This window comes from Exiguobacterium sp. UBA3491, from assembly GCF_002377745.1.
Lineage (GTDB): Bacteria > Bacillota > Bacilli > Exiguobacteriales > Exiguobacteriaceae > Exiguobacterium_A.
Genome location: NZ_DFQK01000027.1, coordinates 1 through 22,438 on the forward strand (window position 1 = coordinate 1; position 22,438 = coordinate 22,438).

At 50.2% G+C, this 22,438-nt stretch carries 20 protein-coding genes and 1 riboswitch; all 20 genes read right to left on the bottom strand.

All coding sequences use genetic code 11. From position 1 onward, the window contains the following. Positions 1 to 114 precede the first annotated feature (114 nt). On the bottom strand, positions 115 to 2,109 hold the full coding sequence (ligA, locus tag B4F99_RS09640) for an NAD-dependent DNA ligase LigA (RefSeq protein ID WP_035412310.1): 1,995 nt from the start codon (positions 2,107 to 2,109) through the stop codon (positions 115 to 117). Positions 2,110 to 2,123: 14 nt separating this feature from the next. Beyond that, positions 2,124 to 4,349, bottom strand: coding sequence for a DNA helicase PcrA (gene pcrA / locus B4F99_RS09645; protein ID WP_290757343.1), 2,226 nt, complete (start codon positions 4,347 to 4,349; stop codon positions 2,124 to 2,126). 45 nt (positions 4,350 to 4,394) lie between these two features. Next, on the bottom strand, positions 4,395 to 5,078 hold the full coding sequence (locus tag B4F99_RS09650; RefSeq protein WP_035412748.1) for a heptaprenylglyceryl phosphate synthase: 684 nt from the start codon (positions 5,076 to 5,078) through the stop codon (positions 4,395 to 4,397). 74 nt (positions 5,079 to 5,152) lie between these two features. Next, positions 5,153 to 5,377: a hypothetical protein gene (locus tag B4F99_RS09655; protein WP_035398958.1), complete on the bottom strand. Its 225-nt coding sequence runs from the start codon at positions 5,375 to 5,377 to the stop codon at positions 5,153 to 5,155. A 12-nt stretch (positions 5,378 to 5,389) separates the two neighbouring features. Continuing rightward, a complete protein-coding gene (locus B4F99_RS09660) occupies positions 5,390 to 6,769 on the bottom strand; it encodes a TrkH family potassium uptake protein (RefSeq protein ID WP_214856362.1) in 1,380 nt (459 codons plus the stop codon). Between the two features lie 37 nt (positions 6,770 to 6,806). Beyond that, positions 6,807 to 7,121 carry a YerC/YecD family TrpR-related protein gene (locus tag B4F99_RS09665; RefSeq protein WP_023467078.1) on the bottom strand — a complete coding sequence of 105 codons (315 nt, stop codon included), beginning with the start codon at positions 7,119 to 7,121 and terminating at the stop codon, positions 6,807 to 6,809. A 68-nt stretch (positions 7,122 to 7,189) separates the two neighbouring features. Then, positions 7,190 to 8,929, bottom strand: coding sequence for an adenine deaminase C-terminal domain-containing protein (locus B4F99_RS09670; protein ID WP_214856361.1), 1,740 nt, complete (start codon positions 8,927 to 8,929; stop codon positions 7,190 to 7,192). Positions 8,930 to 9,140: 211 nt separating this feature from the next. Continuing rightward, a complete protein-coding gene (gene purD, locus B4F99_RS09675; protein WP_214856360.1) occupies positions 9,141 to 10,403 on the bottom strand; it encodes a phosphoribosylamine--glycine ligase in 1,263 nt (420 codons plus the stop codon). Positions 10,404 to 10,418: 15 nt separating this feature from the next. Beyond that, entirely contained in the window at positions 10,419 to 11,939 is a 1,521-nt protein-coding gene (gene purH, locus B4F99_RS09680; RefSeq protein WP_035412295.1) for a bifunctional phosphoribosylaminoimidazolecarboxamide formyltransferase/IMP cyclohydrolase, read from the bottom strand. Then, complete coding sequence (purN, locus tag B4F99_RS09685) at positions 11,936 to 12,511, bottom strand: phosphoribosylglycinamide formyltransferase (RefSeq protein WP_023467073.1); 576 nt, start codon at positions 12,509 to 12,511, stop codon at positions 11,936 to 11,938. Before purN ends, purH begins: the two co-directional genes overlap by 4 nt. Then, on the bottom strand, positions 12,508 to 13,542 hold the full coding sequence (gene purM / locus B4F99_RS09690) for a phosphoribosylformylglycinamidine cyclo-ligase (protein WP_029340745.1): 1,035 nt from the start codon (positions 13,540 to 13,542) through the stop codon (positions 12,508 to 12,510). The genes purN and purM overlap by 4 nt, the downstream gene beginning before the upstream one ends. Positions 13,543 to 13,558: 16 nt before the next feature. Next, positions 13,559 to 14,968: an amidophosphoribosyltransferase gene (gene purF / locus B4F99_RS09695; RefSeq protein ID WP_214856359.1), complete on the bottom strand. Its 1,410-nt coding sequence runs from the start codon at positions 14,966 to 14,968 to the stop codon at positions 13,559 to 13,561. After that, positions 14,944 to 17,163, bottom strand: a complete 2,220-nt coding sequence (purL, locus tag B4F99_RS09700; RefSeq protein WP_214856358.1) for a phosphoribosylformylglycinamidine synthase subunit PurL — start codon at positions 17,161 to 17,163, stop codon at positions 14,944 to 14,946. Before purL ends, purF begins: the two co-directional genes overlap by 25 nt. Beyond that, positions 17,144 to 17,827: a phosphoribosylformylglycinamidine synthase subunit PurQ gene (purQ, locus tag B4F99_RS09705; RefSeq protein WP_035412283.1), complete on the bottom strand. Its 684-nt coding sequence runs from the start codon at positions 17,825 to 17,827 to the stop codon at positions 17,144 to 17,146. Before purQ ends, purL begins: the two co-directional genes overlap by 20 nt. Next, entirely contained in the window at positions 17,824 to 18,072 is a 249-nt protein-coding gene (gene purS, locus B4F99_RS09710) for a phosphoribosylformylglycinamidine synthase subunit PurS (protein WP_023467069.1), read from the bottom strand. The genes purQ and purS overlap by 4 nt, the downstream gene beginning before the upstream one ends. Next, positions 18,069 to 18,776 carry a phosphoribosylaminoimidazolesuccinocarboxamide synthase gene (purC, locus tag B4F99_RS09715; RefSeq protein WP_214856357.1) on the bottom strand — a complete coding sequence of 236 codons (708 nt, stop codon included), beginning with the start codon at positions 18,774 to 18,776 and terminating at the stop codon, positions 18,069 to 18,071. The genes purS and purC overlap by 4 nt, the downstream gene beginning before the upstream one ends. A gap of 59 nt (positions 18,777 to 18,835) precedes the next feature. After that, positions 18,836 to 20,131 (bottom strand): adenylosuccinate lyase, encoded by a 1,296-nt coding sequence (gene purB, locus B4F99_RS09720; RefSeq protein WP_214856356.1) that lies wholly within the window; start codon positions 20,129 to 20,131, stop codon positions 18,836 to 18,838. Further along, a complete protein-coding gene (purK, locus tag B4F99_RS09725; protein ID WP_214856354.1) occupies positions 20,128 to 21,231 on the bottom strand; it encodes a 5-(carboxyamino)imidazole ribonucleotide synthase in 1,104 nt (367 codons plus the stop codon). The genes purB and purK overlap by 4 nt, the downstream gene beginning before the upstream one ends. Further along, positions 21,228 to 21,719, bottom strand: a complete 492-nt coding sequence (gene purE / locus B4F99_RS09730) for a 5-(carboxyamino)imidazole ribonucleotide mutase (protein WP_290757359.1) — start codon at positions 21,717 to 21,719, stop codon at positions 21,228 to 21,230. The genes purK and purE overlap by 4 nt, the downstream gene beginning before the upstream one ends. An 89-nt stretch (positions 21,720 to 21,808) precedes the next feature. Then, a riboswitch (purine riboswitch) is annotated at positions 21,809 to 21,910 on the bottom strand. A 208-nt stretch (positions 21,911 to 22,118) separates the two neighbouring features. Further along, the gene (locus B4F99_RS09735; RefSeq protein WP_023467064.1) at positions 22,119 to 22,316 is read right to left on the bottom strand and encodes an NETI motif-containing protein; all 198 of its coding nucleotides are present in this window, start codon (positions 22,314 to 22,316) and stop codon (positions 22,119 to 22,121) included. Positions 22,317 to 22,438 lie beyond the last annotated feature (122 nt).

The following is a 22,438-nucleotide window of genomic DNA, read 5'->3' on the forward strand; positions in this document are numbered from 1 at the left end:
AGGAAAGGGCGTGAAAAGACGCGTCATTTTTTGGAGTCAGCCTTTTTGTCTATAGTCTGAAAGGAAGACGGAATTTCGCCTTCCTTTTTATTTGATCGTTCTCATTCATTCTGCTCACGCTTCGTGTTTAGCTAGTTCTTCTAACAGACGCGCTTCATCCCAAATTTCGATGCCGAGCGATTCTGCTTTCGTCAGCTTAGAACCTGCCTTTTCCCCTGCGACGAGCACGTCTGTCTTTTTACTGACGCTTCCCGTCACATCGGCACCAAGTGCTTCAAGACGCTTCCCTGCCTCTGACCGTTTTAGGCTTTCGAGTGTTCCCGTCAAGACGATCGTTTTTCCACCGAGCGGTGCATTCGTCTGATCAACTCGTTCACCAAGGAACTGTTGATTAACACCGAGTTGTTCCAAATCACGAATCAATGCTTGTGCTTCTGGGTGCTCGAAGTACTTTACGATGGAGTCCGCGATTTTCCCACCGATACCATCGATCGCGACGATCTCCTCGTAGCTAGCTGCCGCAATCCCTGCTAACGAATCAAAACGTTCCGCTAAGAGATACGCCGCTTTTTGACCAACGAGTCGAATTCCGAGACCAAATAAGAGACGTTCGACTGAGTTCTGCTTCGAGGCTTCGATCGCCGCAAGTAATTTATCGACGGACGTCTCACCCATTCGGTCGAACGTCAACAACTCGTCGCGATCGAGTCGATATAAATCGGCAATCGTCCGGATTGCTTCATGGTCATACAATTGACGGACGACTTTTTCACCGAGACCATCGATGTTCATTGCTTGACGCGAAACGAAGTGAATAATACCTTCCATCAATTGCGCTGGACATTCCGGACTGACACAGCGGATGTCGACTTCGCCTTCGAGACGGACGAGTTCCGATTGACAGGCCGGACAATGGGTCGGGAAGACGATTGGTGTCTCTTCTCCCGTTCGCTCTGCCGTGACGACTTGTACGACTGCCGGGATGACATCTCCCGCTTTTTTGATGATGACCGAATCCTGAAGGCGGATATCTTTTTCAGCGATGAAATCAGCGTTATGCAGTGTTGCATACGTCACCGTCGATCCTGCAACGACGACCGGTGCAAAACGGGCACGCGGCGTCACTTTCCCGGTCCGACCGACACTGAAATCAACGTCTTCGACTGTCGTCATGACTTCTTCCGCCGCAAACTTATAGGCTGTCGCGAAGCGGGGACTTTTTGCTGTGAAGCCGAGCTCTTCCTGATCATCGTATCGATCGACTTTCAGGACGATTCCGTCGATCTCATATGGCAGGCTCGCACGTGCTTCTGTCCAATGTGCGATGTAGGCAAGAATCTCTTCGACCGTCTCACACGTCTGCATATGTTGATTGGTCGGTAAGCCAAGTGAAGCGAGTTGCGCCATCGCTTCGCTATGTGAACGAGCCGTCAACGTATTGACGCCGACGCCATACACGAACAACGACAGATTACGCGACGCCGTGATCGACGAATCCAGCTGACGCAGACTACCTGCTGCCGCGTTACGTGGATTCGCGAACAACGTCTCTTCCCGACTTGCCCGGTCTTCATTCAATCGTTCGAACGATTGTTTCGGCATATAGGCTTCTCCGCGGACTTCAACCGTCTCTTCTGCCTGCAGACGAAGCGGTAACGCTTTAATTGTCCGTAGATTCTGCGTGATGTTTTCGCCGACTGTTCCATCACCGCGTGTCGCTCCACGAACGAATCGACCGTCTTCGTATTTCAGCGAGATGGCAAGTCCATCGAATTTCAGTTCGGCGACATAAGTTGTCGAACGTCCGAGCGACCGCTCAATCCGAGCGACCCATTCGCGAATTTCTGTCTCATCAAAGACGTTTCCGAGCGACAGCATCGGTAAGTCATGCGTCACCTTCTCGAAGGCTTCAAGCGGTGCTGCGCCGACGCGCTGCGTTGGCGAGTCTGGCGTGATTAGTTCCGGATGCGCTGTTTCTAGCTCCGTCAGTTCACGGAGCAATTGATCGTACGTCGCATCCGGTACTGTCGGTTGATCCAGTACGTAATATTCGTAGCTGTAGCGATTCAATGTTTGACGAATCTCATCTATACGTTGGCTTGCGTCCATCTGTGGACCTCCCGTCATACCTTTTTAATCGGTGCGAATTTTGCGAGCAATCGTTTAATTCCGACTGCTGGGAATGCGATATCGATTTCAAGATTATCTCCTTCACCCCGAGTCTGGACGACTGTACCGAGTCCCCATTTCCCATGTTCTGCCTTATCTCCGACCGACCAACCGAGCGTTTCCGCACCTGACGTCTTCATCGCTGTCGGTTTACTGATTGAACGACCGATGACCGCTTTGCCTTGTGGGACAGGGCGATCTTCCCATGGGAGTGGCTTCGCTTTTTTACCGGTCCGCTCGATGACGACTTCCGGCAGCTCCGCTAGGAACCTTGATTCTTGGTTTGCGTTCGTTCGTCCGTACAGGGAGCGCATCCGCGCATGTGACAAGTAAAGGCGTTTCTCAGCACGTGTGATCCCGACATACGCGAGGCGACGTTCTTCTTCCATCTCGTCTTCATCTTGAAGCGAACGGCTATGCGGGAACAAACCTTCCTCCATCCCAATCAAGAAAACGACCGGAAACTCGAGTCCTTTTGCCGAGTGGAGTGTCATCAACGTGACTTGTTCTTCCGGATCCGTCTCGTCGAGTGAATCGACATCGGCGACGAGTGTCAAGTCAGTCAAGAAGGCGATGATCGTCCGGTCTTCCGGATCGGCTTTTGCCGTCTCCTTCTCAAAGTTCTGTGCAACGGTGATAAACTCGTTGATGTTCTCAAGACGACTCTGTGCTTCAAGCGTCTTATCTTCCTTCAGCACTTGACGATAACCCGATTTCTCAAGCACTTCTTCGACCAGTTCCGAAATACTGATGAATTCTTGCATTTGACTGAGTCCGAGAATCGTCGTCCGGAAATCCGTCAATTTCGCTGCCGTTTTTGGTGCGATACTCGACAATTCGATATCGCGAATCGCTTCCATCAGTGACACGCCTTGTAAATCGGCGAAATCACGCAGCTTATCAATTGTCGTTGCGCCGATACCGCGTTTTGGTTCATTGACGATTCGCGCAAAGGACAGGTCTTCGTCCGGATTCGAAATTAAACGGAGATAAGCGAGCACGTCTTTGATCTCTTTACGATCGTAGAACTTCGTGCCGCCAATCATTTTGTACGGGACGTTCGATTTGAGAAGTGTTTCCTCGATCGCACGCGATTGTGCGTTCGTCCGGTATAAAATCGCGATATCACTCAGTTTCATCCCGTAGCGAAGTGAATTCCGAATTTCCTGGACGATATAAAATGCTTCTTCCCGCTCGTTCTCTGCCGTATGAACGATCAGCTTCTCGCCTTCGTCGTTATCCGTCCAAAGTTTCTTATCTTTACGTGTTGAGTTGTTTTGGATGACATGGTTGGCCGCTTCCAAAATTCGTTTCGAGGAACGGTAGTTTTGCTCGAGTAAGATGACGGCTGCATTCGGATAATCCTCTTCGAACGAGAGGATGTTCGCAATGTCAGCACCACGCCAACGGTAAATCGACTGATCCGAGTCCCCAACGACACAGAGATTCTGATGTCCCGAAGCTAACAGATTGACGAGATCATACTGGGCTTTGTTCGTATCTTGATACTCATCAACATGGATGTAGCGGAACTTTTTCTGATAGTACGCAAGGACATCCGGACTCTTCTTGAATAACTCTGTCGTTTTTCCGATTAGATCATCAAAGTCGAGCGCGTTGTTCCGGCGTAGGACAGCTTCGTATCCTTTATAGATTTCAGCAACGGTCTTCTCATACGGACTCGTCACGATCGAGGCGTAGAATTCAGCACTGCGTAATTCATTTTTCTGTGACGAGATGATCGTCAGCATCGATCGCGGATCCCATTTTTTCGGGTCCAAGTTTTGTTCCTTTAAGACGAGCTTGATCGCCGATTGCTGATCACTTGAATCAAGGATCGTGAAGTTACGATCGTATCCAAGCTGATCGATGTCGCGACGTAACATCCGGACACACATCGAATGGAAGGTCGAGACCCAAATATCGTTTGCGACACCACCGACCAAACGACCAATCCGGTCCCGCATTTCCCGCGCTGCCTTGTTCGTGAACGTAATCGCAAGGATGTTCCACGGCGCGACTTGTTTAGCCGCCATCAAATATGCGACCCGGTGTGTCAGGACGCGTGTCTTCCCGGAACCGGCTCCTGCCATGATCAGCAGTGGACCTTCCGTATGCTTGACTGCTCTTGCTTGCTCAGGGTTTAGTCCACTGACGAGCTGTTCACTCAAATTAAACATATCAATAGCCTCATTTCTTATATTCCGAACTTTTGTTCCTATATTTTATCGTGTCGCTGCGACGGTCGCAAGCGCTGCTTTTAAATCCTCATAAATGACGTTCCCAACGACGATCGTATCCGCATACTGCAACATCTCACGCGCCCGCTCCTCGGAGTCGATGCCGCCGCCGTAAAACAGGCGTGCCTGCTTCAACACATCGCGAACGGCTGCTACTCGTTCCGGTTCCCCGTAAACGCCACTGTATTCGAGATAGACGACCGGTAAGCGGAAGACGCTATCCGCAAGTTGTGCGTAAGCGACGGTTTCATCCAACGTTAACGGCTTTGCTTGTGTCACACGCGCGACCTTCGCATCAGGATTCAGGACGATATACCCTTCCCCAACAAGATCAGCGTGCGCCAGCATATGACCGACTTGTTCTAATGCCTCGACTTGTTTTTCGACGACATACTCTAATGTTCCCGCATTCAGGACCGTCGGCGTCAAATACGTATCGAATCCCATCGTCGCGGCTTCGAGTTCTGAAATCTCAAGTGCCACCGCGACTGGATATCGTCGCAAACGCATTAAGAGATCAAGCGTTGCATCGAGTGTGATGTCATCTGTTCCACCGACAAGAATCGCATCCGTTCCGGACGTCGCAATCGCCTGTAGGCTAGCATCATCAATTGGTTTTGCTGGATCTAGTTTAAAGACATGTCGCCATTCATTAAAAGGTAATAACACGGTTCGTCCCATCCTCTCTTTCTCATTCCACATTCAGTATAAAACAAAAAACCATCTCGCGCAGAGCGAGATGGTCAGACGTGTGTCCGTCGTTTCGTCAACAGTGACGCCAGTAACAACGCAAAGACGGCATATACCGGCACGAATGCCCACGGTTCTGCCAAAAAGAAGCCGAGTACCGGAACGTCCAGTAACGGTGAATCTGGCGAACAGAGCGCTCGCCCATTGACGAGCGCCAAAAACGGTAAGACAGGCACAGCAAAGATATACGCGAAGTTGATCCAAAAGGCACGTTTCATACAAGAGCCTCCTTATCCGATAATGACGGATTCCTTCGGATAGTTATAGTTACGTTTTGGTTGGTTCGCTTTCAACAGAAGAACGAACGAGATGACACCGATTCGACCAATGAACATCAGCACAGACAACGTCCATTTTCCGATATCCGATAATTGATCCGTGATGCCGAGTGATAGACCGGTCGTACCGAACGCTGAACACGCTTCAAAGAACAGCACCAGGAACGGCGCGTCCTCAACGATCAACAAGACGATCAATCCAACCATCGTCACGCCAGTCGAGACGACGATGACGACAAAGGCCTTCCAAATATCCGATTGACCAATCTCACGACCGAAGATTTTGATACCATATTCCCCTCGTATGAAGGCGATGACACTCAAGACAGCGACGGCGAACGTCGTCGTTCGAATCCCCCCACCAACGGAAGACGGTGACGCTCCGATGAACATTAAGAGCGACAAGACGAAAATCGAGGCTTGTGAGAAAGACGTGATATCGATCGTCGTCAATCCCCCGTTACGAGTCGTAACGGATTGGAACAAGGCGTCGACGAGCTTCTCATCGATTGGTAAGCCTTTAAAGGATTGGTTCCATTCGAATAGTAGTAGTGCCACCATTCCAAAGAGAACGAGAATGAAGAACGTCGACGCCGTCAATTTCGTGAACAGTGAAAAATGATACGGTTGACGTGTTGCTTGACGTGTCGCTCGGTAGGAAATATAACGTCGGACTTCGACGAGTACCGGAAAACCAATTGCTCCGAGCGTCAACAGTAAGATTTGCATGAAGACGACGAACAAATCCCCGCGAAACGGTAGTAACGATTCTCCCGTGATATCAAAACCGGCGTTCGTCGTCGCACTGACTGACCCGAACAACCCTTGAAGCATCGCTTCTCCGAACGTCGGAAAATACTTTGTGTAATACAGCCCGAGAATCAAAGCACCAATCAATTCAATCGAGACGATGATCAAGATGACTTCCCGAATATATTTGACGACACCTTGCATCGTCGTCTGGTTCTGATCTCGGACGACCAGTTGACGCTCCCGGAAGCCAATTCGTTTTCCGAGGATGACCCACATCGCGATATGAAGCGACATCAAGCCGATCCCGCTGACTTGTACTAAAATCATGATCATGAAGTACCCGAACGTCGTAAAGGTATCCGAAACCGAGACCGTCGTCAGACCGGTGACACTAACACAACTGACCGCCATGAAGACCAGGTCCGTGAAGTCCCAGTCGTAATTTCCTTTCGTCGACCACGGTAAGCCGAGCAGAATGATCCCAATGATGACAGCAACGAAGTAGATGATGACGAGCGACTGGATAGGCGTCAGCTTACGAATGAAATGTTGAATTCTTTGTTGTAACGCAAAATCCAATGTAACACGCCCCCCTTCATAGAAGTAGCGGATAACATTAGTTATCCGCTACTTCTTGCTCGATAAGACCTAGGCGGGCAAGCGCCAGATCATAACCGCCCGAACCGTAGTTCAAGCAACGTTTGACACGCGAAATCGTTGCTGTTGAAGCACCGGTCGCCTTTTCGATTTTGTGATACGTATTGCCTTCACGTAATTGACGTGCGACTTCCAGACGTTGGGCGAGCGCCTGGATTTCGTTGACGGTCGCTAAGTCTTCGAACAACGTATAACAATCTTCTAATGAATCCATCTTCATGATGGCTGTAAATAACTGATCTAATTCTTTTCCACGCAATTTATCGAGTTGCATCTTGTGACTCCCTTTCCCATTCAATTGCTCTTTAATAGTTTAAAGCGCGACGTTTTAAAATTCAAGCGTCATCGCAAAATCGCCGGGAAAAGGACTTTTTTCCGAAGGACTTCGTAAATACCTTGTGGTGTGATTCGCACATATGGTAGATGTGTAGACGCTAGGAATAGCAACGTATAGACCGGATCTTCAAAGGCATATCCACGGGCAAATAATGCCTCCCGTAAAGCGGTTTCTTGAACGATCAAATCCTCGATTGGTAAGTCGGACGTCTGCCCCATTAAGGTCAATGGAACTTCAGCGATGACTTCTCCGTCTTCGACGAGAACGATTCCACCGCCAAATGTTTTCATCCGCTCAAACGCGACTTGCATATCTCGTTTTGATTTACCGATCATCAAAATATCACCACTAATCGAGTACGAACTGACGAGACCTCCGACTTGTGTCGCAAAGTTCTTCAAGACGGTATTCAAACGCCACTTCCCTTCGCGGTCCAGTAGCATCAGGAAGGATTCATCGCAACCTGCTGGTAGAATAGGTACACTCGTGTCATGCTCGACTTGATAGAGCTTCATGATGACGGAATTGACCATTTCAAGACCAACCGGCATGCTGAATGAAAAATCCTGCTCCGTTAAGGAAATCCGGACTTCTGATCGTGGCATAAGGGCATAAGCAGCATCAAGCGTTTCTGCCGGGTAACATGGAATGTCGGCTTGACGGACCCATATGCCGCGCGCAAGTACAGCGACAGGTGTCGGAGCATCTTTTGCCTCAAGGAAATTGAGATGAGCAATCCGTCCTGGCGCGATACTTCCGAGTAGATGATCGAGATTAAAATGACGTGCTGCATTGTATGACGCAATCCGGTAGGCTTCTTCGACCGGAATGCCTGCCTCGAGCATCAGTCGGATTGTCTCATCCATCATACCCGCTTTATAGAAGGAGGGTGTCGAACCATCTGTTGTCACTAGTACCTTATCGAACTGCGTCAATCCCGCTTCGACAAGCCCCTTAAAGATATCCGGTAGATCCGGACGAATCGATGAATAACGAATCGTCGTCGTATAACCAAGTTCAAGACGTGTCATCGCTTCTTCGACCGTCATTGCCTCGTGATCACTCGTCACACCATACAGCGCCATCTTTGTCAGCGTCTTCGCTGAAGCACCAGGGAAATGACCTTCGATTGGTTTTCCAAGTTTGATCGCATCCTGCATCCAGTGGAGCAGTTCATCGTCCCCTTGCGAGAGACGTGGCCATCCCGTCAACTCACCCGCTTGGATGACTTGTGGATGTTTAAGCCATGCTTGAATCCGGCGATTATCGATCGAGATACTATCGGCATCAAGCTCGGTCTGCGCGTCGAGTCGTGCCCACCAGTACATCGAGGTCGGTAGGTCCGCCAGTGCCTCGACTTGAGCAAACGCTTGCTCCGTCGGCTCTAATAATAACAACATGTTGTCGTTGACGAGGGTCGATGTTCCTCGCTCTGCTGCGAATTTTGCAAGACTCGCTGGATTATAAAGTTGAAACGGATGGGCATGAGGTTCAATGTAACCGGGTACGATATATTGACCTGTCGCATCATGGTAGGCATCGGCTTGTTCCGGCATCTCTGGACCGACATAGACGATCCGGTCGCCACTGATCCAGATGTTCGCCGTCCGCCATGCTTTGACACCATGATTTAGGTAAGTGGCATTCTGTATGACAAGTGTCGGTGCAAGCTTTCCGCTGATGACCGCTTGGTGTGTTCGTACTTCAGATTTCGTCCAAGGGGATCTTCCACAATTTTTTTTCACGAAAGCTCGACCTCCTTTATTTTATTGAAAACGCTTTCTTATAGTTCTTATACTAAAATGTTGCTAAGTAAGTTTCAAGAAGTTTTGCCCCGTTCCGGATTCATTTGGTCAAAATAACACAAATTCGCCATGGAAGACAAATCTTTTCGTGCACTTCGCCAAGAAATAAAAAAACCAGACGAGACTCTGTTGAGTGCGTCTGGTTCAACTATCATGATTCATGTGAGGCACGAAAGGCTTTTTGAGCGATATCAGTTCGGTAAAAGAATGGCTGATGCGTTACGTCTGGTAAGTTCGCATAGACCTGTTCGACAGCTTGCTCGATCGTCTCTGCACGACTGACACAGACGAGGACACGTCCACCGGCTGAGACAAGTTGACCGGATTGTTCTGCCGTTCCGGCATGAAAAACGAGAAGGTCATCCCCGATCTGATCGAGTGGAATCATTTGTCCCGTTTTTGGCGCTTCTGGATATCCTTCTGCAGCGACGACGACACCGACAGCTGCTTGGTCCGTCCAAACGACTTCTGGTGTCTGTCCGTCCATCAGTGGTCTGATGACATCAAGTAACGGTGTCTCTAAGCGTGGGAGAATGACTTCCGTCTCCGGATCACCGAACCGAGCATTGAACTCGATGACGAACGGTCCTTGTTTCGTCAACATCAGACCGGCATAGAGGAAGCCAGTGAACGGTATTCCTTCGCTTGCCATCTGATCAACGAGCGGCTGTATGATGCGATCAACAGCTTCTGTCGTCAACGCTGCTTCGTCCCACTGAGGTAACGGTGAATACGCGCCCATTCCTCCTGTGTTCGGACCTAAGTCACCGTCAAATGCCCGTTTATGATCTTGCGACAATACCATCGGAATGACCGTCTCTTCGTGGACGAACGCCATCAACGAACACTCTTCCCCGACCAAACACTCTTCGATGACGACGCGGCTTTGCTGCCCGTATTCCCCGGCAAACGTATCGTGGATCGCTGCAAGTGCCTGGTCCACAGTTTCTGCGACCGTGACCCCTTTTCCGGCAGCGAGACCGTCGGCTTTGATGACAATCGGTGCACCCGCTTTGCGAACATACGCTTCTGCCTCTGCTGCTGAAGTAAAGACGGCGTGAGCAGCGGTCGGAATACCGGCACGCGCCATCAATTCCTTCGCGAACTGCTTACTTCCCTCGATTGCCGCAGCTTCCCGTGTCGGTCCGAAAACCTGCAGTCCCGCTGCCTGAAAGGCGTTAACGACCCCGAGAACGAGTGGTCCTTCTGGTCCGACGATCGTCCAATCAATCTGTTCGTCTTGTGCGAACGCCACGAGTTCATCGATGGCATTTTCGGCGATCGGAACACATGTAGCTTGTGTCATCCCGGCATTCCCAGGCGCAGCATACACTGTCTCGATCCGTTCATCCTGTGCCAGCTTCCAGACGAGCGCGTGTTCACGCCCTCCTTTACCAATCACCAATACCTTCATTCAAATCGCCTCCGCTTAGTGTTTGAAATGTCGAACGTTCGTAAAGACCATCGTGATGCCGTGTTGGTTACACGCATCAATCGACTCTTGATCGCGAATCGAGCCGCCTGGTTGAATGATTGCTGTAATGCCAGCTGCTGCTGCCGCTTCGACCGTATCGCCCATTGGGAAGAAGGCATCGGAAGCAAGGGACGCGCCGATCGCTTTTTCTCCAGCTTGCGTGATTGCAATGTTCGCTGAACCAACACGGTTCATCTGTCCTGCACCGACACCGACGGTTACTTCGTCTTTTGCAAGAACGATCGCATTCGACTTGACGTGTTTGACAGCGCGCCATGCGAGTTTCAAGTCTTCCCATTCCGCTGCTGTCGGTTTGCGGTCTGTCACGACACGTGCTGCTGCATCATCTAATGTCTCATCGTCACTGTCTTGGACGAGCATACCGCCGGCAACTGCTGTATAGCGGATCGCTTGGACACGTTTGACGTCGAGTTCAAGCAGACGAATGTTCTTTTTCGCTGACAATAAGGCGAAGGCTTCTTCCGTGAAGGACGGGGCAATGATGATCTCAAGGAAGATACCGCTTAGTTGTTCTGCTGTCTCTAGGTCGACTTCACGGTTCAAGGCGACGATGCCTCCGAAAATTGAAACCGGATCGGCTGCATGAGCGCGGCGGAATGCCTCTCCGATCGTTGGACCGACGGCAACACCACATGGGTTCATGTGTTTGACGACGACGGCTGCTGCTTCACGGAACTCGTCGAGAATTTCGAGTGCGGCGTTCGCATCTTGAATGTTGTTATACGACAACTCTTTACCGTGTAACTGTTTCGCTGAAGCGAGGGAAGCCCCACGGTAAATCGGTGTTTTATAAAAGGCTGCTTCTTGGTGTGGATTTTCTCCGTAACGGAGATCCTGGACTTTCTCAAGCGTGATCGTCAACTGGTCCGGGAACTTCTCGCCTGTTTGTGTCAAGAAATAATCCGCGATCAACGCATCGTACGCCGCTGTATGACGGAAAGCTTTCGCTGCAAGACGTTGGCGTGTCTCAAACGTTGTTCCACCTTCACGAACCTCAGCAACGACTGTTTCGTAATCAGCTGGATCGACGACGACCGTCACAGCCGCGTGGTTCTTCGCTGCAGATCGCAACATGCTTGGACCACCGATATCGATGTTCTCAATCGCATCCGCATACGCAACGTCTTCTTGTAAAACTGTCTGCTTGAACGGATACAAGTTGACGACGACGAAATCAATCGGTTGAATCTGTTGCGCAGCCATCTGTTCGCGATGGGATTCAAGATCACGACGACCAAGTAGTCCACCGTGGACCATCGGATGAAGTGTCTTGACACGTCCATCGAGCATCTCTGGGAATTGTGTGACTTCACTGATACCAATGACCGGAAGCCCAGCTTCCTCTAATGCTTGATGTGTTCCGCCTGTCGAGACAAGCTCGATACCTGCTTCATGAAACGCTCGTCCTAATTCGACGATCCCTGTTTTATCCGACACACTAATTAACGCTCTCATACGTTTGCCTCCTCTTTCATCCACTCTTCGATGACTTGCGGATACAGTCTATGTTCGACACGCTGAATCGCTTGTTGCAACGTTTCACGCGTCATCTCTTCTGTAATCCGGACGGCTTCTTGAGCCATGATCGGTCCTGTGTCCATGCCTTCATCGACTATATGAATTGTAACACCTGTGATTTTAACTCCGCCACGAAATGCTTGTCCGATCGCATCTTTTCCCGGGAAGGCCGGAAGTAGCGACGGGTGGATGTTGACGATCCGACCTGCGTATCGTCCGAGCAACTCTTCCCCGATCAATCGCATGTAGCCGGCGAGAATGATCCGTTCGACGCCTTTCGCTTCAAGACGGGCAATGATCTCCCGCTCAAAACTCGGTTTATCCGGATAGTCCTTCGCCCGAAAGACGAAGACGTCACATCCGCGTCGTTTTGCCCGCTCGATGACTGCTGCGTCCGGTTGATCGCAGACGATCAGTTCGATCGAGGCATGTAATGTTCCTGCCTCGATTGCTTCAAAAAGTGCTTCGACATTACTACCGCTTCCTGATGCAAAACAGGCGATCTTCATGCGTCGACTCCTTGAATCCGGACACCTTCTTGATCGGTCACCTGACCAATCACGTACGCCGTCTCATTTTCACGAGCGAGGCGTGCTGTCACTTCCGCGACATCTTCCGGTTTGACGATCAACATGAAACCGATCCCCATATTGAAGACATTATACATATCATGTCGTGGCAAATCACCCGCTTGCTCGAGCCAGTCGAAGACTGGTAACGTCGGCCACTTTTTCGGGTCGAACGATGCGCCAAGACCTTCTGGTAAGACGCGTGGTACGTTCTCGTAGAAACCACCACCCGTAATATGGACCATCGCTTGAATCTTTTCCGTCTCAAGGGCTGCTTTGACCGCTTCGACGTAGATACGTGTTGGCATGAGGAGCGCATTTCCGAGCGTATGACCGAGCATCATGACTTCATCTTCGTAGCGGAGACCGCTGTCAGCGACGATTTTACGGACGAGTGAGAACCCGTTCGAATGGACGCCGGACGAAGCGAGACCGAGAATGACATCTCCAGCTGCGACGTTATCACCTGTGATCAATTTTTGTTTCTCGACGGCACCTACAGCGAACCCGGCGATATCATATTCGCCGTCCGCATACATCCCTGGCATTTCCGCTGTTTCGCCGCCGATTAACGTACAGCCCGCTTGGACACATCCTTCAGCAACACCGGCGACGATCCGTTCGATCTTCGCCGGAATCGCCTGACCGAGCGCGATGTAGTCGAGAAAATAAAGCGGTTCCGCGCCTTGGACGATGATATCGTTCACACACATCGCGACACAGTCGATTCCGATCGTATCGTGTTGTTCCAGTGCGAAAGCGAGCTTGAGTTTCGTACCGACACCATCTGTCCCACTGACAAGAACCGGTTCTTTCAACTGCAATTGGCTGAGGTCGAACATCGCACCAAAGCTACCGAGTCCCGTCAATACTTCTTTGCGCATCGAACGGGCGACGTGTTTTTTCATTCGGGTGACGGACTCATATCCTGCTGTCAGACTCACACCTGCTGCTTCGTAATGTTTGCTCATGTTCTTCCCCCATCTATCAAAGTTTAGCTTCTAACTCGAGCGAACCGAGCGGTGTCGGATACTCTCCTGTGAAGCAAGCGGTACATTGTCCTTTTAACGGTCCATCGAACGGGCGATCGATGGCATCGACCATGCCCGGTACAGTCAAGAATTCAAGTGAATCCGCACCGATTTCCTGACGGATTTCTTCCGGCATCAACCGGGCAGAGATCAGTTCTTCCTTCGATGAAGTATCAATCCCGTAATAACATGGATTCGTAATCGGTGGTGCCGTGATGCGGACGTGGACTTCCGTCGCACCCGCTTCCCGTAACAAACCGACGATACGACGACTCGTCGTTCCCCGGACGATTGAATCATCGACCATGATGACACGCTTTCCTTGTACGACACCGCGTAGCGCGGACAACTTCATTTTGACCCCACGTTCCCGTAACTCTTGTGACGGCTGGATGAACGTCCGTCCGACATACCGATTCTTGATCAATCCCATCTCATACGGAATACCGCTCGCTTCCGCGTAACCGATCGCTGCCGAGATACTTGAATCCGGCACTCCGGTAACGACGTCTGCTTCGACCGGTGCTTCTTCATACATCTTTTTCCCAAGTGCTTTGCGTGCTGTATGGACGTTGACGCCATCAATGATTGAATCCGGACGTGAGAAGTAGATGTATTCCATCGAACACATCGCCCGTTCACGTGGTTCCATGTATTGACGAGACGACATGCCGTGTTCTGTGATCGTTACGAGCTCCCCTGGCTCGATATCACGAATGAACTCCGCGCCGACGATATCAAAGGCACATGTCTCTGACGCGAATACGATGCCGCCGTCCGGTGTCTTCCCGAGTGACAGTGGACGCAGTCCGTGTGGATCAACCGCCACGAATAACGTATCTTCCGTTAAGAAAAGAAAAGCGAATGCCCCGATGAGACGCGCGAGACTGTCAGCAATCCGGTCTTCGAGTGTGTCGAGCTTACTGCGTTTGACGAGATGGGCGACGACTTCCGTATCACTCGTCGTCTGAAAGATGGCACCTTCTGCTTCTAACAGGTGCTTCAGTGAATCGGCGTTGACGAGGTTTCCGTTATGTGCGAGGGCGAGATCTCCCATCCGCGATTTGAAATGCAGCGGTTGAGTGTTCTCAAGCGTGTTTCCTCCTGCTGTCGAATACCGGACATGTCCGATTGCATGATGTCCTTTCAGATTCGTCAGTGTCTCTTCCGAAAAGACTTCCGTTACGAGTCCTTGCCCGCGGTGCGGGAAGAGGCCGTCACCGTCACTCGTGACGATGCCTGCCCCTTCCTGTCCCCGGTGTTGCAAGCTATGCAAGCCGTAATAGGCGAGTTGCGCTGCATTCGGTTGTCCGAATATCCCGAAGACGCCACACTCCTCATTTAGTCCTTTGATGTCATATAACACGCGATTGCTCCTTCCCAGTCTCCCTGTAAGGTCGAACGGTCTGCTTCGATCCGTGTCTCTGCCGTTTCGATGACAAGAAGCTCATCGTTCGTGACGACACCGATCGATTGAGCACCGGTCCGTTGTTCGAATGCTGCAACGTGCGTTTGTGGCACAGTGACGACGAAACGTGATTGCGATTCACTGAACAGGTGTAAGGTTGGTCCGTTGAACTGAACTGTCAACCCGAGATTCGTTCCAAACGTCATCTCAGCGAGAGCGATGGCAAGACCACCTTCTGATACATCATGCATCGCATTGACTTCACCTGCTTGTACTGCCTGCTGTAACAATTGTAAGCGTGCGTGTTCGACGGCTAAATCAATCTGTGGTGCGCGACCGAATGATTTACCGAATTGCATATATTGAAGCTCACTACCACCAAACTCGGCTGTTGTTTCTCCTAATAGATAGATCTGGTCACCAGCTTGTTTGACGTGTTGCGTTGTGATCCATTCCGTTTGCTCGTGTAAGCCAACCATTCCGACGACCGGTGTCGGATGAACCGCTTGACCGGCTGACTCGTTGTAGAGTGAGACGTTTCCTCCGATGACAGGTGTCTCAAGGACACGACATGCTTCAGCCATACCGGCTGTTGCTTGCTGCAACTGCCAGAAGCCTTCTGGTTTATCCGGATTTCCGAAGTTCAGGCAATCCGTGATGGCGAGTGGTGTCGCCCCACTCGCGACGATATTACGTGCTGCTTCCGCAACCGCGATCTGTCCACCGACGTATGGATCCAAGTAGACGAAACGGCTGTTACAGTCGGTCGTCATCGCGAGCGCTTTGTTCGTGCCGCGGACACGAATGACGGCTGCGTCTGATCCTGGTGCGACGACGGTCGATGTCTGGACCATATGATCGTACTGATCGTAGACCCAGCGTTTTGAAGCGATCGTCGGCTGACGGAGTAACGCCCGCCATGTCTCAACGACATCTTCGACGACTGGAAGCGTCTCTTCCATCGCTTGGAATTCTTCATAATACGCAGGAACGCGAGATGGTTTTTCATAGACTGGTGCTTCTTCTGCTAACGCATCAACCGGAACTTCTGCCACGATATCTCCATGATGAATCAACCGTAAGACTTTCTCTTCAATGACTTCTCCGACGTGAACGGCATGGAGTCCCCATTTGCTGACGATCGCTTCGATTTCTGCTTCGCGACCACGCTTGACGACGAGTAACATCCGCTCTTGTGATTCCGAGAGCATCATTTCGTAGGCAGTCATCCCTGTTTCTCGTTGCGGGACGTCATCGAGGTGCATCTCGATGCCCATGCCTGCTTTTGAAGCCATCTCTGCTGAAGAAGATGTTAGTCCAGCAGCGCCCATATCCTGCATCCCGACCAATGCTGGATGACCAACGATCTCAAGACAAGCTTCAATCAATAGCTTCTCCATGAATGGATCACCGACTTGAACAGCTGGACGTTTTGCTTCCGTATCTTCTCCGAGATCTTCCGAGGCGAACGTCGCACCATGAATACCATCGCGCCCAGTAGCTGCACCGACGTACATGACTGAGTTCCCGACACCTTTTGCCTGACCTTTTTGAATATCGGCATGGTTGATCAAACCGATACACATCGCATTGACGAGTGGATTTCCTTCATACGAACGATCAAATCCGATTTCGCCACCGATCGTTGGAATACCGACACAGTTGCCATACCCCGCGATCCCTGCAACGACTTGTTCAAACAGTTGATTGACACGTGGTGTACCGAGATGACCGAAACGGAGCGAGTTCATGAGCGCAACTGGGCGTGCGCCCATCGAGAAGATGTCACGAATGATTCCGCCGACGCCTGTCGCAGCCCCTTGATACGGTTCAACAGCGGATGGATGGTTGTGGCTTTCAATCTTAAAGACGACTGCCTGCTCATCGCCGATATCAACGACACCTGCTCCTTCACCCGGTCCCTGTAAGACACGTGGTCCAGTCGTCGGGAATTGACGGAGGACGGGTTTAGATGTCTTGTATGAACAATGCTCCGACCACATGACCGAAAACAATCCTGTTTCCGTATAGTTCGGTTGGCGTCCGAGTAAATCGACGATCATCTGGTATTCCGTATCACTTAATCCCATCGTGGCATAAACGCGTTGCTCTTGAATCAATTCTGGTGTTGGTTCAGACTGTTGTTTTAGCATGGTGTGCCCCCTGTTTGACGAGTGAAGTAAAGAGTTTTAGTCCATCTGTTCCGCCGGTCAATAACTCGACCGCTCGTTCCGGGTGTGGCATCATCCCGAGAACGTTGCCGGCTTTGTTCGTGATCCCGGCGATATCACCGCGTGAGCCGTTCGGATTATCGACATACGTGAAGGCGATTTGTCCGTTCGTTTGGAGCATCGCGTAAGTCGCATCGTCACAGTAGTAGTTTCCTTCGCCGTGCGCGATTGGAATCGAGATCGTCTCGCCTGGCAGATAATCCGATGTAAACCGTGTCTTCGTGTTTTCAACCTTTAGTTCAACCGTCCGGCACATGAACTTCAAGCCGTTGTTGCGGTGTAAGACACCTGGCAAGAGTCCCGCTTCGACAAGGATCTGGAATCCGTTACAGACACCGAGGACGGTTTTTCCTTCTGTTGCAAAACGTTTGACCTCTTCCATAATCGGTGAGAAGCGTGCGATCGCGCCGCAACGAAGGTAATCTCCGTAGGAAAATCCACCTGGTAACAGGACGCCGTCATAACCCTCAAGTGATGTTTCGGTATGGAAGACGTATTCGGCTTCTTCTCCGAGCGCATCCTTAACCGCATGGTACATATCTAAATCACAGTTCGATCCCGGAAAGACGATGACCGCGAACTTCATGCTGGCGTCACCTCTTCGATCGTAATCTGGTAATCTTCCATCACCGTGTTGACGAGTAATTTTTGACACATCTCATGAATCATCGCTTCTGTCGTTTCCGTTTCAACGAGCAGTTCAATCTGTTTTCCGATTCGAACACTTTCGACACCCGTAAAACCAAGCTGTTGCAATCCGCCTTTTACAGCAACTCCTTGTGGATCTAAAATGCTTTCCCGTAATGCGATCGATACGATGACTTTTTTCATTGTGTGTTTCCCCCTAGGCGATTGAATAGTGTTTGGTAAGTCTCTGTCAGTGAACCGATATTGCGTCGAAAAACATCTTTATCGAGATGTTCTCCTGTCGCCTGATCCCACAAGCGACATGTATCAGGTGAAATCTCATCAGCCAGTAGAATCGTTCCATCTGACGTCTTGCCGTACTCCAATTTAAAATCAATCAACGTGATTCCGTTTTGACGGAAGTAAGGTTGCAAGACTTCATTCACGCGAAGCGCTTTGTCCGACAGCTCTTCTAGCTCCTCAGAAGTCGCAATCTTCAGTAAATTGATGTGTGATGAGGTGACGAGTGGATCGCCTAACGTATCATCTTTATAGTAGAACTCAACGATTGGTGTTTCGAGCACCGTACCTTCTTCGATACCGAGCCGTTTACTCAAGCTTCCTGCGACGACGTTCCGGACGACGACTTCGAGTGGAATGATAGTGACACGACGTACGAGCTGTTCGCGCTCCGAGACACGCTCAATGAAATGTGTCGGAATGCCCGCTTGTTCGAGGATTTCAAAGAAATGACTCGTCAATCGGTTGTTCAATTCGCCTTTTCCAGCAAATACTTCTTTTTTCTCGCCGTTGAATGCCGTGGCCTCGTCTTTATAGACGATCCGGAGCACATCCTGCTCCTGCGTCGTGTACAATCGTTTTGCTTTTCCTTCATAAAGTGGTTGCATCGCTTTCGTCCCCCATGATCCTAAGATGTAGACGGGGCACGTGCCCCGTCTCAGGTTGATTAGTTCAAGCCACACCGTTCAAAAATTTCATCGACGCGACTCGTATGGTACGTCGGATCGAAACACGCATCGAGCTCTTCTTCTGTGAACAGCTGTTGAATCTCTTCTTCTTGCCACAATAAGTCACGGAACATGATTTGTTCTTCCCACGCCTGCATCGCACGCGGTTGAACGAAGTCATAAGCGGTTTCACGTGACCAGCCTTTTTCGATTAAAGCGAGTAAGACATGTCCAGAGAAGATGACCCCGAACGTCCGGTCCATGTTCCGCTTCATGTTGTCCGGGAAGACCGTCAAGTTCTTCACGATGTTTCCGAAACGGTTCAACATGTAGTTGAGTAGTCCTGTCGCGTCCGGAAGAATGATGCGTTCTGCCGAAGAGTGCGAGATATCCCGTTCGTGCCAGAGTGAGACGTTCTCGTACGCCGTCACCATGTGTCCACGGATGACTCGGGCAAGACCTGTCATGTTCTCAGAGCCGATTGGATTCCGCTTGTGCGGCATCGCCGATGATCCTTTTTGACCTTTAGCGAAGAATTCTTCGACTTCACGTGTTTCCGTTTTTTGCAGACCTCGGATTTCCGTTGCCATTTTTTCGATCGATGTCGCGATCAAAGCCAGTGTCGACATGTAGTGTGCATGACGATCGCGTTGTAACGTTTGCGTGGAGACCGGAGCTGGTTTTGTTCCTAACTTTTCGCAGACATACTTTTCAATGAACGGATCGATATTCGCGAATGTTCCGACGGCACCCGACATCTTGCCGTATTCGACCGTCTCACGTGCTGCTTCGAAACGGACTTTGTTTCGTTTCATCTCTTCGTACCAAAGCGCTAGTTTCAGACCGAACGTCGTCGGTTCTGCATGTACGCCATGCGTTCGTCCCATCATGACCGTATATTTATGTTCGTTCGCTTTGACTTTTAAGATGTCGATGAACCGATCGAGATCCGCAGCAAGAATGTCATTTGCTTGTTTCAACAGATATGAGAGTGCTGTATCGACGACGTCCGTTGACGTTAGTCCGTAATGCACCCATTTACGTTCTTCTCCGAGTGTCTCAGAGACAGCACGTGTAAAGGCGATGACATCATGACGTGTCTCTTGTTCGATTTCAAGGATCCGGTTGACATCAAAAGAGGCATTGTCCCAAAGTAATTGAACGTCCTCTTTCGGGATGACTCCTAGTTCACTCCATGCTTCACACGCAAGAATCTCGACTTTTAACCAAGCCTCGAATTTGTTTTGTTCGGTCCAGATCGCTTTCATCTCAGGACGTGTATACCGTTCGATCATTGAACTGTCTCCTTCCATATCGACAGGCGTTCGACTTCTGCCAAAGCATCGTCGACCGTGTCCGCAAGGATGTTTAAATGTCCCATTTTGCGACCTGTCTTGGCTTCTGCTTTTCCATATAAGTGAACTTTCGTCCGAGCGTTTAGTCTCGGCAGTTCCTCGTATAATGCTGTGACATGCTGACCCAGGATGTTCGCCATGACGACCGGTGTCGTCAGACGGGTATCACCGAGTGGAAGACCACTGATGGCACGGATATGTTGCTCGAATTGGGATGTTTCGCAAGCATCGATTGAATAGTGACCCGAATTATGTGGTCGGGGTGCTAGTTCATTGACGATCAGTCTAGAACCTACGACGAACAACTCGATGGCGAGTGTACCGATCAACCCGACAGCATCCGCGATCGATTCAGCGAGCGCAATTGCTTCTTGTTCGAGTGATTCGGAAATGCGTGCCGGTACGATCGATAGATGCAAAATGTTCTCTTGATGAATATTCTCACTGACTGGGAAAACACGAGTCTCTGTTGCGCTTCGAGTGACGATGACGGAAATTTCCTGATCAAACGGTAACCATTGTTCTGCGACATACTCAGTCGGTTCGAATTGTTTGATTGCCGCTTGGAACTGTTCTTCCGTCCGGATGACGGTCTGTCCTTTTCCGTCGTATCCGAATCGTGCTGTCTTCAAGACGAACGGTAAACCGAGTCGCTGTTTTGCTTCCTCTAAGTCAGCAGGATCTGTCACCGGATAGTATGGAGCGACGGAATGCCCGATGCGTTCAATCATCTCTTTTTCTCGAACTCGATGTTGCGTTTGAAAGAGGAGATCCGTTCCGTGAATCAGTTTCGTCCCGATCGCTTCAGCGACTTCTGTTGAGATATTCTCGAATTCGTAGGTGACGACATCTGATTCAGCTGCGAGCTGTTTCGCTGCCTCGACATCCGTAAAGGGAGCTTTAATATGTTGATCCGCCACTTGCGCACATGGTGCGTTGTCCGTTGGATCGAGTGTCAGAATCTCAAAGCCCATCTCACGGGCGGACAGTGCCATCATCCGACCAAGTTGACCGCCACCTAGTATCCCGATTCGTTTCATAACAGGTTTCCTCCAGATGCAATGACGTCTCCTTCGAGTTCGACTCGCATATGATCGAGCTTGCGGGCAAGTCGTTCATCTTGAATCGAAAGAATTTGAGCAGCTAGCAATCCGGCGTTTTTTGCTCCTGCTTCTCCGATGGCAACCGTTGCGACCGGTACACCACCTGGCATTTGAACGATCGAGAGCAAGGAATCAATTCCTTGGAGCGCTCTACTTTTCACAGGAACACCGACGACGGGTAATGTCGTTTTAGCGGCTACCATGCCCGGTAGATGAGCAGCACCGCCTGCACCGGCAATGATGACCTTCAGTCCTCGTTCACGTGCTGATTCAGCATAACGAAACATTAGATCCGGTGTCCGGTGTGCGGAAACGACTTTCTTTTCATACGGAATCTCAAGTTGCTCCAACACATCACATGTATGTTTCATCGTTTCCCAATCCGATTGACTTCCCATGATGACGCCGACTTCTACATTTCCCATCGCTGTTTCCTCCTTTGTACATAAAAAAAGCCCAAACCACGGCTAAAAGGGTGGCTTAGGGTATAAAAAGGTACGCCAAAGAAATATCGACGAACATCCATATACCCCATAGTCCAACGATTTAGGGTCGTTGGGTAGAAACTTGCAAGCCATATCCCTGCTATTATACGAGGTGTTTATATTCAATCATCCTGTCACGACTTCATCTTAACAAGTCCATCCCAAGGCGTCAACCAAAGGCGAACAATTTAATTGTCTGAAAATTTATCGTTCGGTTTTAAAAGCGGTTTTTCTGATTTCATCGATTATCCATTCGGAGTTTATTTTCTTGAAAGGCATCACATGGAGCCAAGAACTAAAAAAGCACCCTCCACATGAATCGGAGGATGCTCTAGGCAGTTATTCATTCTCTTTCACTTTACAATCGAAGACGATTTGTTGACGAATTGGATACGGTTCGCCATTAGCGTCTAATCCAAAGATCGGTTCTTCTCGTCGGACCGTCGGGCGGTATCCCATGGCATCGATACGATCCAAACAAGCACCAATCGTCTCGTTCTCTTCGACGGCTACGCGTAGTTTCGTTTTTTTCGCCATATCCCTGTTCAGTCCCTTCATTAAAATGGATACATGTCTTTCTACAAAAAGACACAAAAAAAGCGGCGGCCCTTGAGCGTATGCTCCAGAACCACCGTTTGCCTGGCAACGTCCTATCCTCA

Coding starts and splice junctions, on each gene's coding strand:
- purD (WP_214856360.1), bottom strand. CDS start 10,403: ATGAAGGTATTGGTGATTGGTAAAGGAGGGCGTGAACACGCGCTCGTC.
- purB (WP_214856356.1), bottom strand. CDS start 20,131: ATGATCGAACGGTATACACGTCCTGAGATGAAAGCGATCTGGACCGAA.
- purS (WP_023467069.1), bottom strand. CDS start 18,072: ATGAAAAAAGTCATCGTATCGATCGCATTACGGGAAAGCATTTTAGAT.
- ligA (WP_035412310.1), bottom strand. CDS start 2,109: ATGGACGCAAGCCAACGTATAGATGAGATTCGTCAAACATTGAATCGC.
- purM (WP_029340745.1), bottom strand. CDS start 13,542: ATGAGCAAACATTACGAAGCAGCAGGTGTGAGTCTGACAGCAGGATAT.
- purK (WP_214856354.1), bottom strand. CDS start 21,231: ATGAAACGAATCGGGATACTAGGTGGCGGTCAACTTGGTCGGATGATG.
- purH (WP_035412295.1), bottom strand. CDS start 11,939: ATGAGAGCGTTAATTAGTGTGTCGGATAAAACAGGGATCGTCGAATTA.
- B4F99_RS09665 (WP_023467078.1), bottom strand. CDS start 7,121: ATGCAACTCGATAAATTGCGTGGAAAAGAATTAGATCAGTTATTTACA.
- B4F99_RS09655 (WP_035398958.1), bottom strand. CDS start 5,377: ATGAAACGTGCCTTTTGGATCAACTTCGCGTATATCTTTGCTGTGCCT.
- purC (WP_214856357.1), bottom strand. CDS start 18,776: ATGCAACCACTTTATGAAGGAAAAGCAAAACGATTGTACACGACGCAG.
- pcrA (WP_290757343.1), bottom strand. CDS start 4,349: ATGTTTAATTTGAGTGAACAGCTCGTCAGTGGACTAAACCCTGAGCAA.
- purQ (WP_035412283.1), bottom strand. CDS start 17,827: ATGAAGTTCGCGGTCATCGTCTTTCCGGGATCGAACTGTGATTTAGAT.
- purL (WP_214856358.1), bottom strand. CDS start 17,163: ATGCTAAAACAACAGTCTGAACCAACACCAGAATTGATTCAAGAGCAA.
- purN (WP_023467073.1), bottom strand. CDS start 12,511: ATGAAGATCGCCTGTTTTGCATCAGGAAGCGGTAGTAATGTCGAAGCA.
- B4F99_RS09735 (WP_023467064.1), bottom strand. CDS start 22,316: ATGGCGAAAAAAACGAAACTACGCGTAGCCGTCGAAGAGAACGAGACG.
- purE (WP_290757359.1), bottom strand. CDS start 21,719: ATGGGAAATGTAGAAGTCGGCGTCATCATGGGAAGTCAATCGGATTGG.